Source organism: Streptomyces afghaniensis (assembly GCF_044327915.1).
Lineage (GTDB): Bacteria > Actinomycetota > Actinomycetes > Streptomycetales > Streptomycetaceae > Streptomyces > Streptomyces afghaniensis.
Genome location: NZ_JBIRGJ010000001.1, coordinates 685,201 through 708,667, shown reverse-complemented (window position 1 = coordinate 708,667; position 23,467 = coordinate 685,201). Strand labels below are relative to the sequence as shown.

At 73.3% G+C, this 23,467-nt stretch carries 22 protein-coding genes and 1 pseudogene; 7 read left to right on the top strand and 16 right to left on the bottom strand.

Translation table 11 applies throughout. From position 1 onward, the window contains the following. Positions 1-7 precede the first annotated feature (7 nt). From ACH4G3_RS02970 to ACH4G3_RS02960, 3 genes are read right to left on the bottom strand one after another with little or no spacing between them, the layout of a single operon-like run. On the bottom strand, positions 8-841 hold the full coding sequence (locus ACH4G3_RS02970; protein ID WP_397622780.1) for a carbohydrate ABC transporter permease: 834 nt from the start codon (positions 839-841) through the stop codon (positions 8-10). Next, a complete protein-coding gene (locus ACH4G3_RS02965) occupies positions 838-1,905 on the bottom strand; it encodes a carbohydrate ABC transporter permease (RefSeq protein WP_397622779.1) in 1,068 nt (355 codons plus the stop codon). The genes ACH4G3_RS02970 and ACH4G3_RS02965 overlap by 4 nt, the downstream gene beginning before the upstream one ends. A gap of 11 nt (positions 1,906-1,916) precedes the next feature. Then, complete coding sequence (locus tag ACH4G3_RS02960) at positions 1,917-3,221, bottom strand: ABC transporter substrate-binding protein (protein WP_397622778.1); 1,305 nt, start codon at positions 3,219-3,221, stop codon at positions 1,917-1,919. 313 nt (positions 3,222-3,534) lie between these two features. On the opposite strand from ACH4G3_RS02960, the gene ACH4G3_RS02955 reads away from it, so the two are divergent. Beyond that, positions 3,535-4,575 (top strand): LacI family DNA-binding transcriptional regulator, encoded by a 1,041-nt coding sequence (locus ACH4G3_RS02955; protein WP_397623366.1) that lies wholly within the window; start codon positions 3,535-3,537, stop codon positions 4,573-4,575. Positions 4,576-4,643: 68 nt separating this feature from the next. Then, positions 4,644-5,456, top strand: a complete 813-nt coding sequence (locus ACH4G3_RS02950; RefSeq protein ID WP_397622777.1) for a class I SAM-dependent methyltransferase — start codon at positions 4,644-4,646, stop codon at positions 5,454-5,456. On the opposite strand, the gene ACH4G3_RS02945 is transcribed toward ACH4G3_RS02950, so the two are convergent. Further along, positions 5,343-5,930 (bottom strand): Fur family transcriptional regulator, encoded by a 588-nt coding sequence (locus ACH4G3_RS02945; RefSeq protein ID WP_397622776.1) that lies wholly within the window; start codon positions 5,928-5,930, stop codon positions 5,343-5,345. The genes ACH4G3_RS02950 and ACH4G3_RS02945 overlap by 114 nt on opposite strands. 204 nt (positions 5,931-6,134) lie before the next feature. Between ACH4G3_RS02945 and ACH4G3_RS02940 the strand changes: the two genes are divergently transcribed. From ACH4G3_RS02940 to ACH4G3_RS02930, 3 genes are all read left to right on the top strand, one after another. Beyond that, on the top strand, positions 6,135-7,577 hold the full coding sequence (locus ACH4G3_RS02940) for a family 43 glycosylhydrolase (protein ID WP_397622775.1): 1,443 nt from the start codon (positions 6,135-6,137) through the stop codon (positions 7,575-7,577). Positions 7,578-7,656: 79 nt separating this feature from the next. Next, positions 7,657-8,565 carry a polysaccharide pyruvyl transferase family protein gene (locus ACH4G3_RS02935; protein WP_397622774.1) on the top strand — a complete coding sequence of 303 codons (909 nt, stop codon included), beginning with the start codon at positions 7,657-7,659 and terminating at the stop codon, positions 8,563-8,565. 135 nt (positions 8,566-8,700) lie between these two features. Further along, positions 8,701-9,021, top strand: a complete 321-nt coding sequence (locus ACH4G3_RS02930) for a hypothetical protein (protein WP_397622773.1) — start codon at positions 8,701-8,703, stop codon at positions 9,019-9,021. Positions 9,022-9,085: 64 nt separating this feature from the next. Here ACH4G3_RS02930 and ACH4G3_RS02925 read toward each other — a convergent pair whose 3' ends face one another. The 12 genes and pseudogenes from ACH4G3_RS02925 to ACH4G3_RS02870 all read right to left on the bottom strand — a co-directional run bounded on the left by ACH4G3_RS02925 (position 9,086) and on the right by ACH4G3_RS02870 (position 21,580). Further along, positions 9,086-9,982 (bottom strand): glycosyltransferase family 2 protein, encoded by an 897-nt coding sequence (locus tag ACH4G3_RS02925; RefSeq protein ID WP_397622772.1) that lies wholly within the window; start codon positions 9,980-9,982, stop codon positions 9,086-9,088. After that, positions 9,979-10,860 (bottom strand): glycosyltransferase family 2 protein, encoded by an 882-nt coding sequence (locus tag ACH4G3_RS02920; RefSeq protein ID WP_397622771.1) that lies wholly within the window; start codon positions 10,858-10,860, stop codon positions 9,979-9,981. Before ACH4G3_RS02920 ends, ACH4G3_RS02925 begins: the two co-directional genes overlap by 4 nt. A 15-nt stretch (positions 10,861-10,875) precedes the next feature. Beyond that, on the bottom strand, positions 10,876-11,853 hold the full coding sequence (locus ACH4G3_RS02915) for a glycosyltransferase family 9 protein (protein WP_397622770.1): 978 nt from the start codon (positions 11,851-11,853) through the stop codon (positions 10,876-10,878). A 65-nt stretch (positions 11,854-11,918) separates the two neighbouring features. Continuing rightward, positions 11,919-13,283: a D-glycero-beta-D-manno-heptose 1-phosphate adenylyltransferase gene (gene rfaE2 / locus ACH4G3_RS02910; protein WP_397622769.1), complete on the bottom strand. Its 1,365-nt coding sequence runs from the start codon at positions 13,281-13,283 to the stop codon at positions 11,919-11,921. A 223-nt stretch (positions 13,284-13,506) separates the two neighbouring features. After that, positions 13,507-14,073 (bottom strand): annotated as a pseudogene (locus ACH4G3_RS02905) (D-sedoheptulose-7-phosphate isomerase); the annotation flags it as partial. After that, complete coding sequence (locus ACH4G3_RS02900) at positions 14,073-15,290, bottom strand: glycosyltransferase (protein WP_397622768.1); 1,218 nt, start codon at positions 15,288-15,290, stop codon at positions 14,073-14,075. The gene ACH4G3_RS02900 and the pseudogene ACH4G3_RS02905, both read right to left, overlap by 1 nt. Continuing rightward, positions 15,287-16,237 carry a glycosyltransferase gene (locus tag ACH4G3_RS02895; protein WP_397622767.1) on the bottom strand — a complete coding sequence of 317 codons (951 nt, stop codon included), beginning with the start codon at positions 16,235-16,237 and terminating at the stop codon, positions 15,287-15,289. Before ACH4G3_RS02895 ends, ACH4G3_RS02900 begins: the two co-directional genes overlap by 4 nt. Further along, on the bottom strand, positions 16,234-17,226 hold the full coding sequence (locus ACH4G3_RS02890; protein WP_397622766.1) for a glycosyltransferase family 9 protein: 993 nt from the start codon (positions 17,224-17,226) through the stop codon (positions 16,234-16,236). Before ACH4G3_RS02890 ends, ACH4G3_RS02895 begins: the two co-directional genes overlap by 4 nt. Further along, complete coding sequence (locus tag ACH4G3_RS02885) at positions 17,223-17,822, bottom strand: D-glycero-alpha-D-manno-heptose-1,7-bisphosphate 7-phosphatase (RefSeq protein ID WP_397622765.1); 600 nt, start codon at positions 17,820-17,822, stop codon at positions 17,223-17,225. The genes ACH4G3_RS02890 and ACH4G3_RS02885 overlap by 4 nt, the downstream gene beginning before the upstream one ends. Beyond that, positions 17,819-18,817, bottom strand: a complete 999-nt coding sequence (locus ACH4G3_RS02880; RefSeq protein WP_397622764.1) for a glycosyltransferase family 2 protein — start codon at positions 18,815-18,817, stop codon at positions 17,819-17,821. Before ACH4G3_RS02880 ends, ACH4G3_RS02885 begins: the two co-directional genes overlap by 4 nt. After that, a complete protein-coding gene (locus tag ACH4G3_RS02875) occupies positions 18,814-20,472 on the bottom strand; it encodes a carbamoyltransferase family protein (RefSeq protein ID WP_397622763.1) in 1,659 nt (552 codons plus the stop codon). Before ACH4G3_RS02875 ends, ACH4G3_RS02880 begins: the two co-directional genes overlap by 4 nt. Before the next feature lie 145 nt (positions 20,473-20,617). Next, complete coding sequence (locus ACH4G3_RS02870) at positions 20,618-21,580, bottom strand: NAD-dependent epimerase/dehydratase family protein (protein WP_397622762.1); 963 nt, start codon at positions 21,578-21,580, stop codon at positions 20,618-20,620. 126 nt (positions 21,581-21,706) lie between these two features. On the opposite strand from ACH4G3_RS02870, the gene ACH4G3_RS02865 reads away from it, so the two are divergent. Both ACH4G3_RS02865 and ACH4G3_RS02860 read left to right on the top strand, forming a co-directional pair. Further along, positions 21,707-22,474 (top strand): polysaccharide deacetylase family protein, encoded by a 768-nt coding sequence (locus ACH4G3_RS02865; RefSeq protein ID WP_397623365.1) that lies wholly within the window; start codon positions 21,707-21,709, stop codon positions 22,472-22,474. Positions 22,475-22,560: 86 nt separating this feature from the next. Then, positions 22,561-23,454, top strand: coding sequence for a Vgb family protein (locus tag ACH4G3_RS02860; protein WP_397622761.1), 894 nt, complete (start codon positions 22,561-22,563; stop codon positions 23,452-23,454). The last annotated feature ends 13 nt before the right edge of the window (positions 23,455-23,467 follow it).

The window sequence follows — 23,467 nt, the reverse complement described above, 5'->3', positions numbered from 1 at the left end:
GGGTGGGTTACTTCGCCGCGCCGGCCGTGAGCCCGGCGACGATACGGCGCTGGAACAGCAGCACCATCACGACCAGCGGAATGGTCACCACGACGCCCGCGGCCATCTGGCTGCCGAACGGCGTCTGGTACGTGGTCGCCCCCGAGAACTTGGAGATGGCGACGGTCGCGGTCTGCATGCTCGGCTTGTTGGTCATCGACAGGGCGATGAGGAACTCGTTCCAGGCGGCGATGAAGGTGATGATCGCGGTGGTGAAGATGCCCGGTGCCGCGAGGGGGACGATGACCTTGCGGAAGGCCTGGCCGCGGGTGCAGCCGTCGACCATGGCGGCGTGTTCCAGTTCGTCGGGCATCTGCCGGAAGAACGTGGTCAGGTTCCACACCGCCAGCGGCAGCGTGAAGGACATGCTCGGCACGATCATGGACTGGTAGGTGTTGATCCAGCCGATGTCGGTGAACAGCTTCAGCAGCGGCACGACGATCGACACCACCGGGAACATCGAGGTGGCGATGATCAGCGTGAGGATCAGCCGCTTGAAACGGAACTCCAGCCGGGCCATCGCGTACGCGGTGAAGGTGGCCAGCAGGAGCGACATCACGGTCGTGATGCCGGCGACGATCAGGCTGTTGAGCAGGGCCCTGGTGAAGCCCTGGCCCGGGCTGAACACCGACCGGTAGTTCTCGAACGACACCCGCGAGGGGAACAGCGAGGTGCTGAAGATGTCGCCGGTGCTGCGGAGGCTGGAGACCAGCATCCAGTAGAACGGGGCCAGGCAGTAGGCCACCACCACGGCGATGCCCAGATAGGGCAGCCACTGCCGCCACTTGGCCGTGAGGGTCATGCCGTCACCTCCCGGACACGGCGGCGCGGCGTCCTGACCGCGCGGCTCCTGTGCTTCTTCGTCCCGCCCGCGCCCCCGATGAGGTCGGCGCCGAGCAGCCGGACGAAGGCGAGCGCGATGAGGAACACGTAGAGGAAGAGGAGGACCGCGTACGCGGAGGCAGGGCCGAAGCGCACGTTGGACGCCTCGTTCTGCGCGAGCATCGACAGCGTCTCGACGGAGCCCTTCTGGGCGCCGATGAGGATGTAGGGCAGGTCGAACATCCGCAGCGCGTCCAGGCAGCGGAAGAGCACCGCCACCATCAGCGCGGGCTTCACCAGCGGCAGCGTGATGCGCCGGAACTGCTGGAGGGCGCTCGCCCCGTCGAGCCGGGCCGCCTCGTAGACCTCCCTCGGGATCACCTGGAGGCCGGCCAGGACCAGCAGCCCGATGAAGGGGGCGGTCTTCCACACGTCGGCGATGACGACCGCGATCTTGGCGGAGAAGCCGTCGGCGGTCCACAGGACCTGGTGGCCGAGGAGGACGTTGGCGATCCCGTCGGCGTTGAAGATCCACTTCCAGAGCAGTCCGGAGATGGCCGTGGGGATGGCCCAGGGCACGAGGATGCTGGCCCGTACCAGGGCCCGGCCCTTGAAGGCCCGGTGCATGATGAGTGCCATGGCGACACCGATCACGGTCTCCAGCGACACCGTGACGACGGTGAAGAAGGTGGTGTTCCAGAAGGCGTTCCAGAAGCGGTCGCCGGCCTGGGTGAAGATGTCGGTGTAGTTCTTCAGCCCGACGAACGGCTCGGTGTCGCTGATGAACCCGGTCTTCGGGTCCAGGCCCTTCGGCCCGTACAGGGACTCGTCGAGTGCCATGAGCGTCGGGTAGAGCACGACGACCGTCAGCACCAGCAGCGTCGGGGAGACCAGGAGCGCGGCCAGGCGGCCGGTGCCCGCGGTGGCCCGGGAGCGTGGACGCCGCCGGGGGCGTTCGGGGGCCGGGGGCCGCCCGGGGCGGCGGGGGGCCGCCGTCCCGGGCTCGTGCGGGGCGGTGTCGGACGGGATCGCGGTGTCGGACATGACCCGCGGCCTCACTGTGCCGTCAGCTTCTGAAGGTCCCCCTGGAGGTCCTTCAGCGCCTGTGCGCTGCTCTTCTTACCGGTGAGCGCGGCGTAGACCTCGTTCTGGATCGCGGCGGTCACGTCGCCGTACTGCACGACGCGCGGGCGCGGCACGGCCTTCGTGATCGACTGCTTGAGGTCGGGCAGGTACGGATACTGCTTGTCCAGGGACGCGTTGTCGTAGAGGTCGGCGTAGGGCGGGGCGAGGGAGGCGTTCTTGAGGAAGTAGGTCGCGCTCTCCTCGCTGGTGAAGAACTTCATGAAGTCCAGTGCCGTGGCCTTGTTCTTGGCGAAGGACGACAGGGCCAGGTTGGCGCCGCCGAGGCTGGAGGCGCCGGGGCCGTTCAGGCCGGGCAGGGGCGCGACGGCGAACTTGCCCTTGACGGCGCTCTTCTGGGCCAGGGAGTACACGTACGGCCAGTTGTTCAGGAAGATCAGCTTGCCTGCCTGGAAGGCCTGGCGGCCGTCCTCCTCCTGGTAGGTGATGGCCTCCTTGGGGATGGTCTTGTCCTTGAAGGAGTCGACGAGGAAGTCGAGGCCCTTCTTGGCCTGCGGGGTGTCGACGTCGGGCTTGCCGTCGGCATCGACGATCTTGCCGCCGGCGGAGTTCACGGCCTCGGCGAAGTTCACCGTGAGGCCCTCGTACTTCTGGAACTGCCCGGCGTAGCAGGACATGTTCTTCGCCTCGGGGAGCTTCTTCACCTTGGCGCAGTCGGCCGTCATCTGGGCCCAGGTGGTGGGGGGCCCGGTGACGCCGGCCTTCTTCAGCAGGTCGGTGCGGTAGAACAGCAGGCCGCCGTTGGAGCTGGCGGGGACGGCGTAGAGCTTGCCCCGGTACTGGCCGGTCTGCACGACCGGCTGGAGCATCTTGCCGAGCGGGAACTGGTTCGCGGGCAGTGGCTCGATCCACTGGTGGGCGGCGAACTCCGACGTCCACACGACGTCGGTGGCGAGCACCGTGTAGGCGTCGGACTTCGTCTCCGCGTTCTGGATCATCTGCTGGCGCTGCGAGTCGGCGTCCGTGGGCAGCTGGATGAAGGTGACCTTCTCCTTGGGGTGCGCCTTGTTCCAGCGGTCGATGATCGTCTGAACGGTGCCGGTGGTGTCCTTGCCTGCGACGTAGCTGATGGGGCCGCGCCCCTTGAAGGTCGCCGGGGCGGCCTGCGCGGACGGTCCGGAGCCACTGCCCCCGGACGAGCCGCAGGCGGTGAGGAGGAGCCCGGCGGCGGCGAGCGCTGCGGAACACTGAATCGCTCTGGCGGTGCTGGTCTTCACTGTCTCTCCTGGTCGTGATGGACCGAAGTCGTGTCTCTTCCCCCGGGATGGCTTTGGTCATGAGATTGCGTTGCCACGGCATTCCGCTGATAAAAACCGCAGTTCACAGCGGATGAGAGGCGTCCCTCCGGGGCGACTTCGAACCTGTCGAGACAACGTTTGCACGCTAGGAGCGCCCGACCGGGAAGTCAATGCGTCGCGACGTGGTAAGAAGGCAAGAATCAGGTGAGACAGCGCTGCCACCAAGTGCCGTGGTGCGCAGGGTTCCTGTGCTAGCGTCCGGCGCATGCCACCAGGTCAGCGGCACCCCACGATGGCTGACGTCGCCGAACGGGCCGGGGTCTCCACCTCCACGGTCTCGCGCACTCTGCGCGGCCTGTCCACCGTCTCGCCGGAGGTCCGCGCCCGCGTCGAACAGGCCGCCCGGGAGCTGAACTTCGCGGTCTCGCGCCATGCCGCCAGCCTGGTGACGGGCAGGACGTGGACCATCGCGGTGCTGGTGCCCACGCTCAGTTCGTGGTTCGTGGGCACGGCCCTGTCGGGTCTCGCTCTCGTCCTGCGGGCGGCCGGCATGGAACTGACGGTCTATGTGATCCCCGGCATGGCCGAGCGCACGGCGTTCTTCGAGCACCTTCCCGCGCGGCGCAACGCGGACGCGCTGCTGGTGTTCTCCTTCGACCTCACCGAGGAGGAGACCGCCCGGCTGGACGGTCTGGGCATGCCGGTCGTGTACGTCAGCCAACACGTCGACGGACGCCCGAGCGTCTACGTCGACGACGTGGCCGGCGCCCTGCGCGGCACCCGGCATCTGCTCAACCTCGGCCACCGCCGGATCGCCTACGTACGGACGGTGGGCACGGGCGGCTTCTCCTTCAGTTCGCAGGAGCGGCTGGTCGGTTACCGGCAGGCGCTGACCGAGGCGGGCCTGCCCCTGGACGACGAGCTGGTGGTCGCCACCCCGGCGGGCGACAAGCGGGGCGCCGCCGAGGCGGTCGGCAGGCTGCTGGGGCTGCGGGAGCCGCCCACCGCGGTCTTCGCCGAGCAGGACGAGGTGGCCGTCGCCGTGATCTGGACGCTGCGCGCGACGCGTGTCGAGGTGCCCGGACAGGTGTCCGTGGCCGGCTTCGACGACCAGCCGGTGGCCCAGTGGTTCGATCTGACGACCGTGGCCCAGTCGCCCTCGGCCATCGGCCGGGAGGCCGGCGCGCTCGCCCTGTCACTCGTCAACGACCCCGACGGGGACCGCGAACGGCACGTCGTGCTGCCCACCCATGTGATCCCTCGGACCACCACTGCCCCGCCCCCCGCGTCCTGGAAGGCGCCTGAAGAACTGCCCCAACTGCCCTCGGGCTGACGGAAATCGCCGTGTGATCACGGACGCGCCCACCCTAGACTCGGCCGAAAACGAGGGGGCGGATGCGCATGACCACCGGCCAGAACACCGTGGGGGACGTCTTCAGCGCGGGAGCGGAGGACTTCCACAGCTGGTCCCGGGCACTGTGGGACCCGGTCGGCGAGGCGACGGCGGACGTGGCCGCCCCGGCCGGCGGCGAGTCGGTGCTGGACGCCTGCTGCGGGGCCGGGGCGTCGGCGCTGCCGGCCGCACGTGCCGTGGGGGCGGCGGGCCGGGTGGACGCCGTGGATCTCGCGGACGGGCTGCTGGCGATCGGGGAGCGCCGGGCGCGTGAGGAGGGCCTGGCGAACATCCGCTTCCACCGCCACGAGGTCACGTCGTGGCCCGTGCCCGGCCCGGGTTACGACGTCGTGCAGTGCGGGCTCGGGGTGTTCTTCTTCCCGGACATGGACCGGGACTCCGCCGCGCTGACGCGGATGCTGCGTCCCGGGGGCCGGTTCGTCGTGACGGTGTGGGAGAAGGGCGCGCTCGGCGGCTGGCAGGCGGCGCTGCGGGGCGCGGTCCTGACGGAGCGCGATCTGCCCCGCCCGCCGCAGCTGGAGCAACTGGCCCGGATCGACACCGCCGGCACCCTCGCCGCCTGGCTGACCGACCTGGGCGGGAGTGAACCCCGGGTCTTCCAGCGGCACTTCGAGGCTCCGCTGTCCCCGGAGACGGGCTGGGAGCTGGCCATCGGCAGCGGGGCGCGCCGGATGCTGGACGGGCTGTCACCGGCCGCCGTCGAGCGGGTGCGTGCCGAGTTCACCGCCCGGCTCACCGCGGACTCGGTCACCGACCTCGACGTACGCGTCCTGACGGGCACGGCCCGCTTCTCCGGCTGACCGGCCGGCCGGGCGGGGCGGCGGGCAGGACGCCGTGACCGACCCGGGTCCGCAGGGGCCGCAGACGCCGCTCAGTTCGAGGGTGTGCTCCAGCTCCGTGTAGCCCGTGGTCTCGGCGAGCCGGGCGGCCCACTCCTCGACGGCCTCCGCGTCCACGGGCCGGCTGCGGCCGCAGCGGCGGCAGATGAGGTAGTGGCGGTGCTCGCCGGCCGGCCGCCCCAGGTAGAGCCGCTCGCCGCCCTCGTCGCGTACGACGTCCACCAACCCGGCGCGGTCCAGTTCGCGCAGGGTGCGGTAGACGGTGGTGAGCCCGACGGTGCTGCCGGAGCCGGCCAGCAGCGCGTGCAGTTCCTGCGCGGAGACGAACTCGCGGCGGCGGGCGAGGACATCGAGCACGGCCCGGCGCTGCCACGTACTGCGCAGCCCCGGCGTGTGGAGGCGCTCCACGGCCGGACTCTCCTCCGCTTCGCCCATCACTGGACTCCTTGCTCGGCCGGCGCGGTCATCGGCCCCCATGCTAGATGAACATGGTTTTCACCGCGATGACCGACTCGAGTCCGCCCACATGTCACGCCTGCGCAAACCGTTGACGGAGGTAAGAGCCCCACTTATCTTCTGATCGAATTCACGAACCGTGTTCGAAATAACGGACACGGTGGCCCCTTTTGGAGAACTCCCTTGAGACGCAGAGCCGTCCGGCTGCTCCTGGCCGCCCTCGTCGCCCTCGCGACCTGCCTGGCGGGCGCGCCCGCACAGGCCGCCGTGCCCGACTCCCCCGCCGCCACCTACACCAACCCGATCGCGGAGAAGCGGGCCGACCCGCACATCTTCAAGCACACCGACGGCTACTACTACTTCACCGCGACCGTCCCCGAGTACGACCGCATCGTGCTGCGCCGGGCGACGACCATCCAGGGGCTGAAGTCGGCCCCCGAGACGACCATCTGGACCAAGCACGCCAGTGGCGTGATGGGGGCCCACATCTGGGCGCCGGAGATCCACTTCATCGACGGCAAGTGGTACGTGTACTTCGCGGCGGGCGCCACGAACGACATCTGGGCGATCCGGATGTACGTCCTGGAAGGCACCGGCGCCAACCCGCTCACCGCCACCTGGACCGAGAAGGGGCAGATCAGGACCCAGTGGGAGAGCTTCTCCCTGGACGCCACCACCTTCGTCGTGAACGGCGTGCGCTACCTGGCCTGGGCGCAGCGCGACCCGTCCGTGAACAACAACACCGACATCTACCTGGCGAAGATGGCCAACCCCTGGACGATCACCGGCACTCCGGTGATGCTCTCGCGGCCCACCTACTCCTGGGAGACCGTCGGCTACAAGGTCAACGAGGGCCCGGCGGTGATCCAGCGCGGCGGCAAGGTCTTCATGACGTACTCCGCCAGCGCCACCGACAGCAACTACTGCCTGGGCATGCTCACCGCCTCCGCGAGCGCGGACCTGCTCAGCCAGGCGTCCTGGAGCAAGAGCCCCACCCCGGTGTTCGCGAGCAGCGCCGCGACCAGCCAGTACGGTCCGGGCCACAACTCCTTCACCGTCTCCGAGGACGGAAAGAGCGACATCCTCGTCTACCACGACCGCAGCTACAAGGACATCAGCGGCGACCCGCTGAACGACCCCAACCGCCGCACCCGCGTGCAGAAGGTCTACTGGAACGCCGACGGCACCCCGAACTTCGGCATCCCCGTGGCCGACGGCGTCACCCCGCAGCGCTTCTCCTCGTACAACTTCCCGGACCGGTTCATACGCCACTACGACTACCGGGCCCGGATCGAGGCGAACGTCACCAAGCTCGCCGACTCCCAGTTCCGGGTCGTGCCCGGGCTGGCCGGCAGCGGCACGGTCTCGCTGGAGTCGGCGAACTTCCCCGGCTACTACCTGCGGCACAAGAACTTCGAGGTGTGGCTGGAGAAGAACGACGGCAGCGCGCAGTTCGCGTCCGACGCCACCTTCCACCGGCGCGCCGGGCTGGCCGACTCCGCGGGCGTCTCGTACGAGTCGTACAACTACCCGGGGCGATACGTCCGCCACTGGGAGTACCTGCTGAACGTGCAGGCGGTGAGCACGGCGACCGACCGGGCGGACGCCACGTTCTACGCCCAGTGACCAAGGGTCGGTTGCCCGTAATGCCCTGATTGCCCTCCCGCTGGGCGGGCACTCAGGGCGTGTGCACACACAAGACGGCATGCGACCGCGCAAGGTTCTGCTGACCGGGTGGTTCAGCTTCCGGGACGGGGAGGCGACCGCCGGGGACGTGCTGGCCCTGCGCCGGGTGGAAGACGTACTGCTGGGCACGGGCATCCCCTACGACGTCGCCTGGAGTCCCGGCTTCCGTCCGGAGGCACTGCACCTGGACCGGCTGTGGCCGGAGGACTACTCCCACCTGGTGTTCGTGTGCGGCCCGCTGCACGGGCCGCAGATCGAGGAGCTGCACCGGCGGTTCGCCCACTGTGTGCGGATCGCCGTCGGCACCTCGGTGATCGACCCCGCCAGCGCGGCCGTGACCGGCTTCCACCGGGTGCTGCCCCGGGACGCGCCGGACAGCGAGCCGGTGGAGGACCTCGCGGCCCGCGCCCCGGACGCGCCCGCCCGGCCGGTCGTCGGGGTGATCCTCACGCACGGGCAGCAGGAGTACGGGGAACTGCGGCGGCACGGGCAGGTCGCCGAGGAGGTGACACGCTGGCTGGCCGGGAAGGACTGCGGCCGGCTGGAGCTGGAGACGCGGCTCGACACCCACGACTGGCACCTCAGTGCCACGCCCGCGCAGCTCCAGTCCGTGCTGGCCCGGCTGGACCTCGTCGTCACCGACCGGCTGCACGGGCTGGTCATCGCGCTGCGGGTCGGCACCCCGGTGCTGGCCGTCGACCCGGTCGAAGGCGGCGCGAAGATGACCGCGCAGGCCCGGGCCTGCGGCTGGCCCGCGCTGGTGCCCGCCGAGCGGCTGGACGCGCGGCAGTTGGACCGCTGGTGGGACTGGTGCCTGACCGGCGGCCGGGTGACCGCGCGGCAGATCCGGGACGGCTTCCGCGAGGGCACCGTGCCGGACAGCGCGGACCGGCTCGTGGAGGCGCTGGCGCGGCCGGTCCCCGGTTAGTTCCCGGGTTTCAGGGGGCACCCGCTTGTACGTCCGCCGCTGTACGTCCCCCGTCACACGTCCCCCGCCAGTACGTCCGCTTGGTACGTCCCCTTGGGAGGAAAGACGGTCCGGCCGCCCGGAAGGAGAAAGCGCGTGTCCATCGGCCGACTTCCCGAGAACGAGCAGCGCATCCTCGACGAGATGGAACGCGCGCTGCGCCGCGACCGCCGCCTCGACCGCCGGCTGCGCACCCTGCGACTGAGCCGCCGCCCCGACCCCGCCCGGCTGCTGGCCCGCCTCGGCTCCTACCGGCCCCGTGTCTGGACCGTGGCAGTGCTGCTCGCGGTGTCGGTCGGGCTGATGGTGGCCGGGATGGTCACCTCCGAGCCGGGGGTGATCTGGGCGTTCGCCGTCATCTGGCCGCCGGCGCTGTTCGCCCTGTTCCGGCTGATGTGCCGGTGGTGCGGGAGCTGAGCGTCCGCCGCTGACCCGCGAGCGAACCCGCGCCCCGTGAGGGTGCGGACGTGAGGGTGCGGATTCAGCCCGTGTAGCGGCGGGCCTTCGAAGCGCGCTGGGCCGGTTCCAGCAGGCGCAGTCGGGACTCGACCTCGTGCGGGAGGACGCGGCGTTCGCGCAGCACCCACGGGAGAGCGGCGGCGGCCTCGGCGAAGGCGCGCAGGGACGCGGTGTCGCGCGGCACCGTGCGCGCCAGGTCCACGGTCCGGCGCAGGGCCGGACCGGCCGGGCGGCGCAGCCAGGTGAACCACAGGGTGTTGCGGATGCCGTGGGACCGGCGCAGGGTGGCGTCCCGGGCGACGGACGGGTGGTGGTGCACCACCAGGTGGTCGGCGTACGTCAGCCACCAGCCGTCAGCCGCCAGGTCCGCGGCGAGCAGTTCCTCCTCGCCTCCCAGCCACAGCCGCGGATGGAAACCGCCCGCCGCCCGGAAGGCGTCGGTGCGCAGCACGGTCGCGGCGGCCAGGAACGAGCCGAGGGCCGGCCCGGGCAGCCAACCGGGCCCGGGGACGGGCGAGTCGCGCAGTTCCTCGACGATCGGGTCGTCGGTGCCGTCCGGCTCGACGACGATCCGGGCCGTGACCGAGCCCAGCGCCGGATACCGGTCGAGCAGGTCGGCGGCCCCCGCCAGCGATCCCGGTGCCCACCAGGAGTCGTCGTCGCAGAAGGCGATGTAGGGCGTACGGACCTGCCGGATCGCCAGGTTGCGGCCCACGGCGCCGAGGTTGCGGCCGGGTCGCAGCAGCCGGACCCACGGGTGACGGCCGGCGACGGCGTCGGCCGTGCCGTCCGTGGAGCCGTTGTCGGTGACGATCACGGGTGGCTTCTCCGGCAGTTCGGCGAGCCGGTCGAGGGTGCGCAGCAGCTCCCGGCGCCGGTTGTGCGTGATGACGACGACGGTGGTACGGGGGTCGGTCATGCGGCGGCTCCCTCCAGCAGGCGCGCGGCCCGCTCGACGTGCGGCGGCAGTGGCCTGCGTGCGCGCAGGGCGGCGGGCAGCCGCGCGAGCGTCCCGCGCAGGGCCTGCCGGGCGTGGTCGTCGTGCCGGGCCTCGACGGCCAGGGCCCGGGTGCGGGCGAGTGCGTAGGGCACGGGGCGGCGCAGCCAGGCGGTGAGGAGTTCGTTGCGGCGCTGGACGACCGGCCGGCCGGTGCGGGCCGAGGGCGCGGGGTGGTGGTGGGCGGTGACGTCCGGGCAGTGGGTGACGCCCCAGCCGCGGGCCGCCATGTCGTAGGCCAGGAGGGTCTCCTCACCGCCGAAGAACAGCAGCCGGTGGAAGCCCCCCGCGTCGAGATAGGCGCTGCGGCGGACGACGGAGGCGCAGGCGAGGAAGCCCAGGACCTGGGTGCCGGGCAGGTCGGCGGCGTGTCCGAGGGGCGAGGCGGCGAGCACCTCGTTGAGCGGGTCGGGGGCCGCGGCGGGGCCGACGAGGGTGCGGGCGGCGATGAGGCCGAGCCGCGGATGCCGCTCGAACAGGCGGGCCGCCCTGCCCAGGGCGCCGGGTGCCCACCAGGAGTCGTCGTCACTGAACGCCACGTAGGGCGTGTCCAGGGCACGCGCGCCGTAGTTGCGCGCCAGGGCGCCGTGGTTGAACGGCAGCGCCAGGACGCCGACCTGGGGGAAGTAGCGGGCGAGCATGGCGCGCGTGTCGTCGGTGGAGGCGTTGTCCGCGACGAGGATCCGGGGTCGTTCGGGGAGGGCGACGAGGTGGCGCAGGGCCTCGGCGAGGGCGCCGGAGCGGTTGCGGGTGGCGATGACGATGCCGACGGGCGTGGCCTCCGGACGCGGGATGGTCATCGGTGCGGTCCCCCCTCACATGTGTCGGATGCCGGGCAGTTCGTCGACGGCGTGCAGGACGTCGTCGGGGGTGATGCGCAGCAGCGCGGGATCGGGGCGTCGGCCGTGCGGGTCGCCCTCCGGGCCGTACCACAGCGCGCGGTGGCGCGGGCCGGGCGGCGGGCCCCAGCGGCTCGGTGCGACGGGGCCGAAGAGGGTGACGGAGCGCGTGGCGTGGGCGACCGCGAGGTGGGCGATGCCGGTGTCGCCGCTGATCACGGCGTGCGCGTCGGCGACGAGGGCGGCCAGCCTGCCGAACGGGAGGCCACCGCCGAACACGTCGGTGTCGGGCAGGCCGGCCTGCTTGGCGAGCCGGGCCACGAGGTCGCTCTCGTCCGCGCCGCCGGTCACGACGACCCTGAGGCCTCGCGCGCGCAGCCCGTCCGCGACGGCCGCGTACCGCTCGACGGGCCAGCAGCGGGCGGGTGATCCCGCACCGGGATGCAGTACGACCGCGCCGGGTGCCGGGGAGGCGGTGTGCGGACGGGGCAGGCGCACGTCGCCCGGGTCGGCGTCGATGCCGTACGACTGGAGCAGCCGGCACCAGCGGTCGCGTTCGTGTTCCTCCGCGTACCAGGGCGGGCCGTCGATCTCGGGGGTGTCCGGGTGGGCGAAGGCGAGCAGCTTCAGCGGGCGCAGCCCCATGAGGAGCCGGTGGCTGGGCGGTCCGTTGCCGTGCAGGTCGACGGCGACGTCCGGGGGCGGACCGCTCCAGTCGAGCGAGCGCGGCACGCCCCGCCCCGGCGCGGAGGCGGGCAGCAGCCGGTCCACGGCCCCCGTCGCCTCGGCGACCGGCGTCAGCTCGGCGGGCGCGGCCAGGACGAGTTCGTGCCGGGGGTGGGCCCGTCGCAGGGCGCGCAGCGCGGGGACCCCGGCGAGGAGGTCGCCGAGGCCCAGGGCGCGCAGGACGAGAAGACGGGGTGACGTCGGTTCGGGTGCCGTGTCCGGTGTCATGCCAGCAGCCTGCCTCGTGACCTGCACACGTGCCCCCGCAGCCCCGCTCATCGAGTGCCGGCCCGTCATCGTGCTCCTTCCGCCGCCCGTTCCATCAGGGCCGTCGAGGAGCGGCCGTCGAGGTAGGGCAGGAGGACCGCCTGGCCGCCCCACTGCTGCAGGAGGGCGGCTTCCGGCAGGTCGGCGGCCGCGTAGTCGCCGCCCTTGACCCAGACGTCGGGGCGCAGACCGGCCAGGAGGCGTTCGGGGGTGTCCTCGTCGAAGACGGCGACCGCGTCGACGCAGGCCAGCGCGCGCAGGACCCGGACCCGGTCGGCGAGCGGGTTGACCGGGCGGCCACCGCCCTTGCGACGCCGTACCGAGTCGTCCGAGTTGACGCAGACCACGAGGCAGTCGCCGAGCCGCCGGGCGGCCTGGAGCAGGCCGACGTGCCCGGCGTGCAGCAGGTCGAAGCAGCCGCCCGCGGCGACGACCGTGCCGTGGGCGGCGCGGATCCGGGCGGCCAGGGCGTACGGGTCGTCTTCGTCGGGCGGCGGTGCCGGTGCGGCGTCCGCGCTCGGTACGGCGGCCGCTCCGCCCGCCGCGACGAAGCCGGTCGCGGCGGCGACGGCGCCCTCGACGGCCTCGGCGACCAGGACGCCGTCGGCGAGCAGCCCGGCGGCGGTGGCGGCGAACCGGTCCCCGGCCCCGCAGCTGTCGCCGTGGTGCGCGGCGGGCGCGGGGACGAGCAGCGGGTGCTCGCCGTAGGACAGCAGGGCGCCGCGGGCACCGAGCGTGACCGCGACGGCGGCGGCCCGCCAGTGCCGTACGAGGGCGGCGGCGCTGTGGGCGGCGGCGTGCAGGTCCCGGCGCGCGGCTCCGTCCTGCGGGGCGAGGCCGTGGGCCTCCTTCTCGGCCGGCGTCACCAGCCGGGTGCCGGGCACGGGGGCGCCGCCGCGCGGGTGCGGGTCCCAGACCAGCGGCGGGCGGGCGGCGAGGACGTCGCGCAGGGCGTCGGCGGTGCCGCGTCCGTAGTCGGAGACCAGGACGGCGGGCGCGGAGCGGACGGCTTCGCGGGCGGCGTCCGTGGCCTCGCGGGTGCGGCCCGCGCCGCGGTCCAGCCGGACCACCGGGCGGTCCTGCGCGAGGACGCGGGTCTTCTCGGACAGCGGACCGGTCAGGGGCAGCGGGACGAGGGTGAGCCAGGGCTCCAGGAGGCGGCGCAGTGCGCGGCTGGCCGGGTCGTCGCCCACTCCCGCCACCAGTGTGACGTCGCGGCCGTCGCGGGCCGCGAGGTAGGCGGCGAGTGCCGCGCCGCCGGGCCGGGTCCGCTCCCCGCAGTCGTCGACGACCGGCACGGGCGCGTCGGGCGCGAGCCGCTCGGCGCGCCCGGTCACGTCCCGGTCCAGCAGCGCGTCGCCGACCACGACGAGGGGTGCCTTGCCGTTCATGTCACCTCCTGCCGCTGCCGTCGCGCCGCGCGCCTCCGCCGTCACGCCACCGGCCGTCGCGGTCCCGCCGGCCGCCGTGCCCGTTCTGCCGGACGCCGCCGCCGTCAAGCCACCGGCCGTCACCGTCACGCAGGCCGCCGTGCCCGTCCTGCCGGCTGTCGCCGTCCCACCTGCCGCCGTGCCCGTCCCGCCGGCCGGCGTCGCGCCTGCGCCAGGTCCCGTTCTCCACCGCCGCGTCGAACGCCTCGCACACCATGTGCACCGCCACCAGGTGGAGTTCCTGCACGGTGGCCCCGGTCGGCGCCTCGACGCACAGGGACTCGTCGCTGCCCGCCATCAGCGGGTTGGGCGCCGGGCCGGTGAGGGCCCACACCCGCACACCGGCCGCGCGGGCGGCGTCCGCGGCGGACAGCAGGTTGGCGCTGGCGCCGCTGGTGGACAGCAGCATCAGGACGTCGCCGGGGCGGCCGTGGGCGCGCACCTGGCGGGCGAACACCTCGTCCACGCCGTAGTCGTTGGCGATGGCGGTGGTGCTGGAGGTGTCGGCGTGCAGGGCGATCGCCGAGAAGGCGGGCCGGTCGTCGCGGTAGCGGCCGACGAGTTCGGCGGTCAGGTGCTGGGCCTGGGCCGCGCTGCCGCCGTTGCCCGCGGCCAGCAGCCGGCCGCCGCCGGTGAGCACGGCCGCCAGGTGCTCGCCCCACCGCTGGGTGATGTGCGCCGAGGCGCGGAACGAGGCCAGGGCGTCCTGGAGTTCGTCGCAGTGCCCGGTGACGGGCGGGTGCACGCTCATCACGCCACCTCCTTCTGCTGTGCGTGTCCGGCGAGGACCTGGCGGTGGACCCGCTCCACGCCGTCGGCGACGCGCCGCCAGGTGTAGCGGTCGAGGACGCGTTCGCGGCCGGCGCTGCCGTAGCGGCGGCGCAGTGCGTCGTCGGCGAGGAGTTCGCGTACGGCGGCCGCGATCGACTCGGGGTCCCGGTGCGGGACGAGCCGGCCCGTGGTGCCCTCGGCGACGCTGTCGCGGTGGCCGCCGACGTCGGTGGCGACGACGGGCACAGCGCAGGCCATCGCCTCCAGCGGCACGATGCCGAACGGCTCGTAGAGCGGGGTGCACAGGACCAGGTCCGCGCTGCCGATCAGGGCCGGCATGCCGGCCGGGTCCACCGCGCCGAGCAGCCGCACCCGGTCGGCCACGCCGGTGCTCCGCGCGAGCCGCCGCAGCCGCCGCGCCTCGGGGTCGTCGGCGAGCCGGTCGGCGGCGGGTCCGCCCGCGATGAGGAGTTCGGCGTCCGGGATCCGGGCGAGGGCCCGTACGGCCTGGTCGTAGCCCTTGCGCGGGACGAGCCGGCCGCAGGCGAGCAGCCGGTGCCGTGCGCGGCGTGCCGGGACGCCGTCGGGCCGTACCCCGGGCCGGAACTGCTCGGCGTCCACCCCGCAGGGCACCACGGACACCTGGCGGCGCGGCACTCCCAGCTCGGCCAGTTCGTGCACCTCGTCGGTGCAGGTGGCCAGGACCTGGGCGCAGCCGCGGCCGATCTGCCGCTCGATGCCGACGCGTTCGGGCGGGCTGGTGTCGAGCCGGCCCTGGTGGCGGCGCTTGACGGTGCCGAGGGCGTGGAAGGTCTGCACGACGGGCACGCCGTGCGGCTGGGCGCCGATCCGGGAGGCCATGCCGGACATCCAGAAGTGGGCGTGCACCACGTCGGGCCGCTCGTGGGCCCAGGCGCGGGCCAGCCAGGCGCCGAAGCCGGGCATGTACGGGAACAGTTCGTCCTTGGGGACGGGCGCGGCCGGTCCGGCGGGCACGTGCTCGACGACGGCCCCGCCGGGCAGCGGCACCCGGTCGGGCAGGCCGGCCGCGTCGCGCCGGGTGTAGACCGTCACGTCGTGGCCGCGCCGGGCCAGTTCCTCGCTCAGGCGGGCCACGTACACGTTCTGGCCGCCTGCGTCGACGCCGCCGAGCGCGGCGAGGGGACTCGCGTGCTCGGACACCATGGCGATCCTCATCGGGCCACCTCCTTCAGTAGCCGCTCCCAGTCGTCCAGGAAGCGGGACAGCCCGTAGCGGGCGAGCGCCGCCGCCCGTGCTCCCTCGCCGACCATGCGCGCGTGCAGCGGGTCGACGACGAAGTCCCGTACGGCGCGGGTCAGTTCGTCGATCCGGTTGGAGACCACTCCGGCGCCGGGCGGTACGGCTTCGGTGACCTCGGTGGTGGCCAGCGCGACGACGGGCATGCCGAGGTGCATCGCCTCCAGCAGGGACAGGCCCAGGGAGGTCCAGCGGACGGGGTGGACGTAGACGCGTCGCCGCGCCATGGCCGAGTGCAGTTCGCTCTGGGTGAGTTCATGGGAGCGGCAGCGGTCGGCCGGGAGGCCGAGATGGCCGGCGAGGCCTTCGGTGCCCATGCCGAAGACGTCCAGCGGAGCCGCCCCGGCGAAGGCCGGCAGCAGGTCGGTGCCGGTGGTACGGCCGCGCCGCAGCGGCTCGTTGACGGCGACTGCGGCGCGTTCCAGCTCCCCGGTCCACAGCGGTCCGGGGTCGACGATGCCGTGCTCGATGACGGTGCTGGGCGTCGGACCCGCGTCCCACATCAGCCGGTTGAAGTGCGTGACGTGGACGAGGGTGACACCGGGGATGCTCGCTGCCGGGTGGCGGGTGTCGGGCACGTCGCCGTGCGGGGCGTTGTGCTCCAGGTACACCAGCGGCGGGCGGCGGCCCAGCCACCAGTCGACCAGGTCGAGTTCGTGCGGGCGTTGCAGCACGACGACGTCGATGTCCTCGTCCCGCAGCCGCTCCGGCGGCACTTCCACGACCGAGTCGGGCCAGTCCCAGGTGCGGGCCCGGCCCAGTCCGTCGGGGCCCCGGTCGGGGGTGACGGGGACGACGTAGGTGTGCGGGCCCTGCACGAACGCGGTGGTCCACGACCCGTGCACGTGCCAGAGCAGGATCCTCATGCCGCCTCCCCCATCAGCTTCTCCACGGCGGTCACCACGTCGTGCGCGGTGACCGTGTCCAGGCAGGGATGACCGGGCACGGGGCACTCCCGCGCCCTGCTGTCCGCGCACGGGGCGTCCTGGTCGCCGAGCAGCACGTACGGGACGCCGTAGGGCCGCCAGCGCTCGGCGGGGACGACCGGGGAGAACAGGGACACGACCGGGGTGCCGACGGCGGCGGCGAGGTGGGCGGGGCCGGTGTTGCCGGTGACGACGACGGTGGCGCCCGCGAGAACGCCGGCGAGTTCCGCGGCCCCGGTGCGGCCGCCGAGGTCGAGGGCGTGCGAGCCTGCGACGTACGCGGTCAGGTCGCTCTCCCCCGCGCCGCCGGTCACCACCACGCGGTGCCCGGCGGCGGCCAGTTCGCGCACCGCCTCGGCGCAGCGGCCGGGGCTCCAGGCGCGGGCGGGGACGCTGGCGCCGGGGTGCAGGACGACGTACGGCTCCGGGCCGGTGAGTCCGGCGGTGGCGGGCGGCGGGAGCACTCGGGGCCGGCCGTCGTCGGCCGGCGGGAACCCGGCGGCCTCGGCGAGGTCGAGCGCGGCCTCCACCTCGTGGGCGTGCGGTGCGCGGTGGTGGCGTACGTCGAGGAGGGAGCCGGGGTAGTCCTCGCTGTCGGCTGCGATGAAGTCCACACCGGCCAGGCGCAGCAGCAGAGCGGTGGGCAGCGGGGACTGGTGGAAGGACGTCAGGACCAGGGCCGTGTCGGCGTCGATGGTGTCGAGGAGCAGCTCGACCTCCCCGCGGCCGACGGGCGGGGGCGTGAAGCCCACCCAGGGCGCGTCCCACACCAGGATGTCGTCGACGCCCGGCAGCAGCCGGGCGGCGGGCGCGCCGCGCGGTCCGCACAGCAGGGTGACGGTGTCGGCGCGGGCGGCGACCGCGCGGACGGCGGGTCCGGCGAGCAGGACGTCGCCGAAGCTGTCGAGACGGGTGACGAGTGCCTTCACGCGTCCCTCCCCTGCCTCGGGTCGGCCGTGTAGGCCTCCTGGATAGGGCGTTCGTCGGCGAGGACGCGGCCCTTGGGCGGTCCGTCCAGTACGGCCCGGACGGCGGTCAGCAGGTCGGGGGCGACGTGGTCCGCGTCCGCGATCTCCTCGGGCCTGGTCTGCGCGGTGGGGACGAGGATGCCGTGGGCGCCGGCGCGGCGGGCGGCCTCCACGTCCGCCCCGATGTCGCCGATGACGACCAGGTCGGCGGGGTCGGTGCAGATCCGCCCGGCCGCCCACAGCACCATGCCGGGCTCGGGCTTGCGGCAGTGGCAGCCGTCGTCGGGGCCGTGCGGGCAGACGGCGAACACGTCGAAGGGGCCGAGGAGTTCGTCGACCCGGTGGTTGACGCGGCGGACGTCGGCGTCGGTGAGCAGGCCGCGTGCGACGCCGGACTGGTTGGTGACGACGCCGGTGCGGATGCCGCGTGCGCGCAAGCGGGCGAGGGCCTCGCGGGCGCCGTCGACGGGGCGTACGCGGTCGGGGTCTGCGTTGTAGGGGACGTCCTCGACGAGGGTGCCGTCGCGGTCGAACAGCACGGCCTTGACCTGGCTCACCGTGTCACCTCCTGCCAGGAGGGGGCATGGCGGTGGCGCAGGGCGCCGGTCAGCCGGTGCCAGGTCGCGGCCGGCGGGATGAGCACGCTGGTCGCCAGCATGGTCATCACTTCCTCGCGGGTGCGCGGGCCGGGCGCGATGCGGGCCCGGGCGAACTCCGCCGTGCCGGCTGCCCAGCCGAGCGCGCAGGCCGCCGCGGCCCGGCCGTGTCCGGTGGCGGCGAGGGCGCACGCGGCGACGCCCGCGGTGGTGATCGCCGCGTGCTTGCGGATCCGGCCGCGGGGCGCGACCGCCTTGTCCCACCAGTCGGGTCCGTGCAGCTGCCGCATGAGGGCGTCGTCGGCGTTGCCGCGCTGCTGGCGCACGGACACCCAGCGGGAGGCGGGGCGCACGGGGTGGCGGGTGGTGCGGCGGCCCTGCCGGATGCGCCAGCCCGCGTCGAGGAGGCGCAGCGCGAGGTCGGCGTCCTCGCGGAAGGCGCGCCGGAAGCGTTCGTCGAAGCCGCCGGCCTGCTTGAGGGCGTCGGTGCGGTAGGCCATGTCGGCGGTGATCCAGTGGGCGCGGGCGAGTCCGGCGGTGCCGCGTTCCCAGTCGGTGGGGCGGCGTTCGCCGGGCAGCGGGACGGTGATGTCGCCCTGGACGCCGGCGATGTCGGGCGTCGCCTCGGCGAGGTCCTCGGCCAGTTGGTCGGCCCAGTGGGGGCCGACCTGGACGTCGTCGTCGAGGAACACGGTCCACGGCGCGGTCACGGCCCGCAGTCCGGTGTTGCGGGCGGCGGCGGGCCCGCGTCCGCCGCCGGTGCGCACGGTGGTGCGTTCCCGCAGGTCGCCGAGGACGCTCAACGGGTGCTCCAGCTTTCCGGGTTCGGGGTCGGGCCGGTCGTCGACGAGGACGATCTGCTCGGGGCGCGGCCCGGTCGCGGCGGCGAGCGCGGCGAGACAGTCGGCGAGGGTGTCCCGTACGAGGGTGGGGATGACGACGGCGTACGAGGTCATGCCGCTGCCCTCCCCGCGTCGAACACCCGCCCCCGGCGGACCGCGTACGGGCCGATGGCCAGCAGGTCGACGGGTGCGGAGCCGAAGCACTCCAGGGCGTCGCGCGGGTCGTCGACCATGGGCCGTCCGGCGGTGTTGAGGCTGGTGTTGACGACCACGGGCAGTCCGGTGCGCCGCTCGAAGGCCCGCAGCATCCGCGCCACCAGGGGTTCGCGGCGTTCCTCGACGGTCTGGATGCGGGCGGTGCCGTCGACGTGCACGACGGCCGGGATGCGGTCGCGCCACGCCTGGGCGACGTCGTGCACGAAGAGCATGTACGGGCTGGGCAGCGGGCCGCCGGAGAACAGGTCGGCGGCGCGGTCGGCGAGCACCATCGGGGCGACGGGCCGGAACTCCTCGCGGCCCTTGACGTGGTTGAGGCGCTCCAGGTTCTCGGCCCGGCCGGGGTGGGCGAGCAGGGAGCGGTGCCCGAGGGCGCGCGGACCGTACTCGCCGCGGCCCTGGAACCAGGCGACGACGCCGTCCCGGGCCAGTTCCCCGGCGACGGTCTCGGCGATGTCGTCCGGCTTCTCGTAGGGGATCGCCGCGGTGTCGAGCCAGGCGCGCAGTTCGTCGTCGCTCCAGCCGCGGCCGAGGTCGGCGCCGGGCATCGGGTCGGCCTGTCCGGTCTCCGTCGCGGCGAGGTGCAGGGCTCCGCCGAGCGCGGTGCCGGCGTCCCCGGCGGCGGGCTGGACCCACACGTCCCGGTAGGGGCCCTTGGCCGCGATCTTCGAGTTGGCGACGCAGTTGAGGGCGACGCCCCCGGCCATCGTGAGTGCCTCGCCCCCGGCCTCGCGGTGCAGCCAGTGCACGAGTTCCAGCAGGACCTCTTCGAGGACGGCCTGGGTGCTCGCGGCCAGGTCGGCGTGGTCCTGGTTCCAGGGTTCGCCCTTGGCGCGGGGCGGGGCGAAGGCGGCCCAGTCGACTCCGTGGGCGCGGAAGCCGCCGTGGCCGGTCGCGTGGACGTACTGGCGCAGCTGCGGCAGGAAGCGCGGGGTGCCGTAGGAGGCGAGGGCCATCACCTTGTACTCGTCACTGCTGCGCAGGAATCCGAGGTGTTCGGTGAGGTCCTCGTAGACCAGGCCGAGGGAGTCGGGCAAGGCCTGGGTGGCGAGGGTGTCGAGCTTGCCGTCGCGGTAGCGGCCGGCCAGGTGGGAGGCGGCCTCGCCGCGGCCGTCCAGGACGAGGACGGCACTGTCGGGGTGCGGGGAGGCGGGCCCGGCGGAGGCGGCGTGCGCGACGTGGTGGGGGACGAAGACGACCCGCTCGGGGTCGAGGCCCGGCAGGGCCTCGGCGAGGAACTCGGGGGCGCGGCGCGCGTACTCCAGGCGCAGTGGGTCCCAGGGGTCGTTCAGGCCCATGTCTCGGGCGGGCCGGGCGAGCTTCGGGTCGAAGGAGTAGGTGACTGCGTCCAGGTCCCCCGGCCGCAGTCCCGCCTGCTCCAGGCACCAGCGGGCGGACAGCTCCGGCAGCTCCCACGCGGAGAACGGCAGCGGGCGCTTGCCGTGCTTGCGCCGGCTGAAGCGCTCCTCCTCGGCGGCCGCCACCGTGTGGCCGTCGACGACGAGGGCTGCGGCCGGGTCGTGGAACAGGGCGTTGATACCAAGGATGCGCATGTGCTCCGTCCCGAGCTGTGTGGCGTACTCCGGCGTCTCGCCGAGTGCCGTACGGCGGCTGTCTCAAACACTTGGAGACAACTCACCGCCTCATAGCCGGATTTTTCACCTCATGCAGTACTGAAACCTCAGGCTGTAGCCATGCTCAGGCAGCCACGGAGCGCGAGAACCAGCCAACGGTCCGTTCGAGTCCCTCGCTCCAGCCGACGCGGGGCTGCCAGCCGAGCCGTTCCCGGGCCAGCCGGGTGTCCGGGCGGCGCCGGGCCGGGTCGTCGACGGGGCGGTCCACGAACCGGATCCGGGAGGCGGAGCCGGTGATCTCCACGATCCGGCGGGCCAGCTCCAGCATCGTGATCTCGTCGCCGCCGCCGATGTTCACCGGCCCGGTCTCGGCGGAGGCGGCCAGCGCGAGCACGCCGTCGACGGTGTCGTCGACGTAGCACAGCGAGCGCGTCTGCCCGCCGTCGCCGGCGACGGTCAGGGGCATGCCGTCCAGGGCCTGCGCGATGAAGGCGGGGACGGCGCGGCCGTCGCCGGTGCGCATGCGGGGGCCGTAGGTGTTGAAGAGGCGGACGATGGCGGCGTCGGTGCCGCGCGCCTGGCGGTGGGCCGTGACCAGGGCCTCCGCGAACCGCTTGGACTCGTCGTAGACGCTGCGCGGGCCGATCGGGTTGACGTTGCCCCAGTACGTCTCGCGCTGCGGGTGCTCCAGCGGGTCGCCGTACACCTCGGAGGTGGAGGCGAGCACGAAGCGGGCACCGTCGGCATGGGCCCGCTCCAGCGCGTGGCGGGTGCCGGTGCTGCCGACGTCGAGGGTCTCCAGCGGCAGCCGCAGGTAGTCGGCGGGCGAGGCGGGACACGCGAAGTGCAGGACGAGGTCGAACCGGCCTGGCAGGGCCTGCCAGGCGGCCGGGTCGGTGGCGTCACCGCGCACGAAGCGGAAGCCGGGGCGTTGCTCCAGGTCGGCGACGTTGGCGCGGGACCCGGTGGCCAGGTTGTCCAGGCACACCACCTCCGTGCCGGCGTCCAGCAGCCGCGCGCACAGATGGGACCCCACGAATCCGGCACCGCCCGTCACCAGGGCCCGGCGCCAGGCATCTCCGCTCACGGGACTCTCCTCCCACTGGCTTTCACTTGCGTGTCGGCGCGAGTAACCAGGCGAGGAGCCGGAACACTATGAACTGGGCGTATACACGGTGTGTATAGTCCCGGCATGCCTTCTCTGACCAAGAAGATGAAGAAAACGGGGATCGCGTTCCGAACGGCCGGAACGCTCGCGGCGACCGTCGCCCTGACACTGGCGCTGAGCGGCTGCTCAGGGCCCGACACCACGGCTCCCAGCGCCGTCCGCGCACAGGCGGCGGCGGACGTCCGGGCAGCGCGCTTCGGCACCGTCGACTGCCGCGAGGTGAAGTGCATCGCGCTCACCTTCGACGCCGGGCCGAGCGAGCACTCCGCACGCCTGCTGGACATCCTTCAGGAGAAGCGGGTCCCGGCGACCTTCTTCCTCCTGGGGAAGCGGCACATCGAGAAGTACCCGGAGCTGGTGCGGCGGATGGCGGACGAGGGCCACGAGGTGGCCAGCCACACCTGGGACCACAAGATCCTGACCCGGCTGAGACCCGAGGAGATACGCGAGGAGCTCGAACGCCCCAACCAGGAGATAGAACGCCTCACCGGACAGCGCCCGACCCTGATGCGCCCGCCGCAGGGCCGCACCGACGACACCGTCCACGAGATCTGCCGCGAGCTGGGCCTCGCCGAGGTGCTGTGGAGCGTGACGGCGAAGGACTACACGACGACCGACCCGGACCTGATCACCCGCCGCGTCCTCGCCGGGGCGTCCCGGGACGGGATCATCCTGCTGCACGACATCTACGACGGCACGGTGCCGGCGGTGCCGGGGATCATCGACGCGCTCAAGGAACGGGGGTACGTGTTCGTGACGGTGCCGCAATTGCTGGCCCCCGGGAAGGCGGAGCCGGGGAAGGTCTACCGGTAGGACGTTTCAACGCCCCGGCGGGGAAAAGGGGTTGCGGACGCCTTCGCGCGCGGGGAGGGTGCGAGGACGCGCTGAAGGGAGAACCGTTGTCGCACTCGGACTCGCCGGTCGTCCAGGAACTCGCCGTGGCGGACCGGGATGCCGGGCCGTACGGGATCACGGCCGGGCCGGACGGGGCCCTGTGGCTCACGTTCGTCCACAGTGGCCGGATCGGGCGTCTCACCCTGGACGGCGAGCTCACGCAGTACGCGCTGGACTCGCCGTCCTGCCGCCCCATGGTCATCGCGCCCGGGCCGGACGGGGCGCTGTGGTTCACCCGCTCCGCGGATCACCGGATCGGCCGTGTCACGGTCGACGGCGAGACGGAATCCTTCGCCTTGCCGACGCCCGACTGCGGCCCCTACGGCATCACGGCCGGCCCGGACGGCGCGCTCTGGTTCACGCAGATGAACACTGACCGCATCGGCCGCCTGACGACCGGCGGCGAGATCACCGAGTTCGCCCTCCCGGTGACAGGCGCCTTCGCCTCGGCGATCACCCCGGGTCCGGACGGCGCCTTGTGGTTCACGCTCAACCAGGCCAACGCCATCGGCCGCATCACGGTCACCGGCGACATCCGCCTGTACCCGCTGCCCACCCCGGACGCCGCCCCGGTCGGCATCACCAGCGACGGCACCAGCCTGTGGTTCGTCGAGATCGCGGCGGGCCAGGTCGGCAAGGCCGCCACGGACGGCCGGATCGAGGAGTTCCCCCTCCCCGACCGGACCTCCCGCCCCCACGCCATCACCGCCACCGCTCCCGGAGACTGCTGGTTCACCGAGTGGGGCACCAACCGCATCGGCCACCTCACCGCCACGGGAGAACTCCTCGAACACCCCCTCCCTTCCCCGCACTCCGAACCACACGGCATCACAACGGCCCCGGACGGCACCGTGTGGGCGGCCCTGGAGACCGGGGCGGTGGCGCGGTTGGCTCCGTAGCCAGAGTGCCTAC

Coding starts and splice junctions, on each gene's coding strand:
- ACH4G3_RS02970 (WP_397622780.1), bottom strand. CDS start 841: ATGACCCTCACGGCCAAGTGGCGGCAGTGGCTGCCCTATCTGGGCATC.
- ACH4G3_RS02965 (WP_397622779.1), bottom strand. CDS start 1,905: ATGTCCGACACCGCGATCCCGTCCGACACCGCCCCGCACGAGCCCGGG.
- ACH4G3_RS02955 (WP_397623366.1), top strand. CDS start 3,535: ATGGCTGACGTCGCCGAACGGGCCGGGGTCTCCACCTCCACGGTCTCG.
- ACH4G3_RS02950 (WP_397622777.1), top strand. CDS start 4,644: ATGACCACCGGCCAGAACACCGTGGGGGACGTCTTCAGCGCGGGAGCG.
- ACH4G3_RS02945 (WP_397622776.1), bottom strand. CDS start 5,930: ATGGGCGAAGCGGAGGAGAGTCCGGCCGTGGAGCGCCTCCACACGCCG.
- ACH4G3_RS02935 (WP_397622774.1), top strand. CDS start 7,657: ATGCGACCGCGCAAGGTTCTGCTGACCGGGTGGTTCAGCTTCCGGGAC.
- ACH4G3_RS02925 (WP_397622772.1), bottom strand. CDS start 9,982: ATGACCGACCCCCGTACCACCGTCGTCGTCATCACGCACAACCGGCGC.
- ACH4G3_RS02920 (WP_397622771.1), bottom strand. CDS start 10,860: ATGACCATCCCGCGTCCGGAGGCCACGCCCGTCGGCATCGTCATCGCC.
- ACH4G3_RS02915 (WP_397622770.1), bottom strand. CDS start 11,853: ATGACACCGGACACGGCACCCGAACCGACGTCACCCCGTCTTCTCGTC.
- rfaE2 (WP_397622769.1), bottom strand. CDS start 13,283: ATGAACGGCAAGGCACCCCTCGTCGTGGTCGGCGACGCGCTGCTGGAC.
- ACH4G3_RS02900 (WP_397622768.1), bottom strand. CDS start 15,290: ATGAGGATCGCCATGGTGTCCGAGCACGCGAGTCCCCTCGCCGCGCTC.
- ACH4G3_RS02895 (WP_397622767.1), bottom strand. CDS start 16,237: ATGAGGATCCTGCTCTGGCACGTGCACGGGTCGTGGACCACCGCGTTC.
- ACH4G3_RS02880 (WP_397622764.1), bottom strand. CDS start 18,817: ATGACCTCGTACGCCGTCGTCATCCCCACCCTCGTACGGGACACCCTC.
- ACH4G3_RS02875 (WP_397622763.1), bottom strand. CDS start 20,472: ATGCGCATCCTTGGTATCAACGCCCTGTTCCACGACCCGGCCGCAGCC.
- ACH4G3_RS02865 (WP_397623365.1), top strand. CDS start 21,707: ATGAAGAAAACGGGGATCGCGTTCCGAACGGCCGGAACGCTCGCGGCG.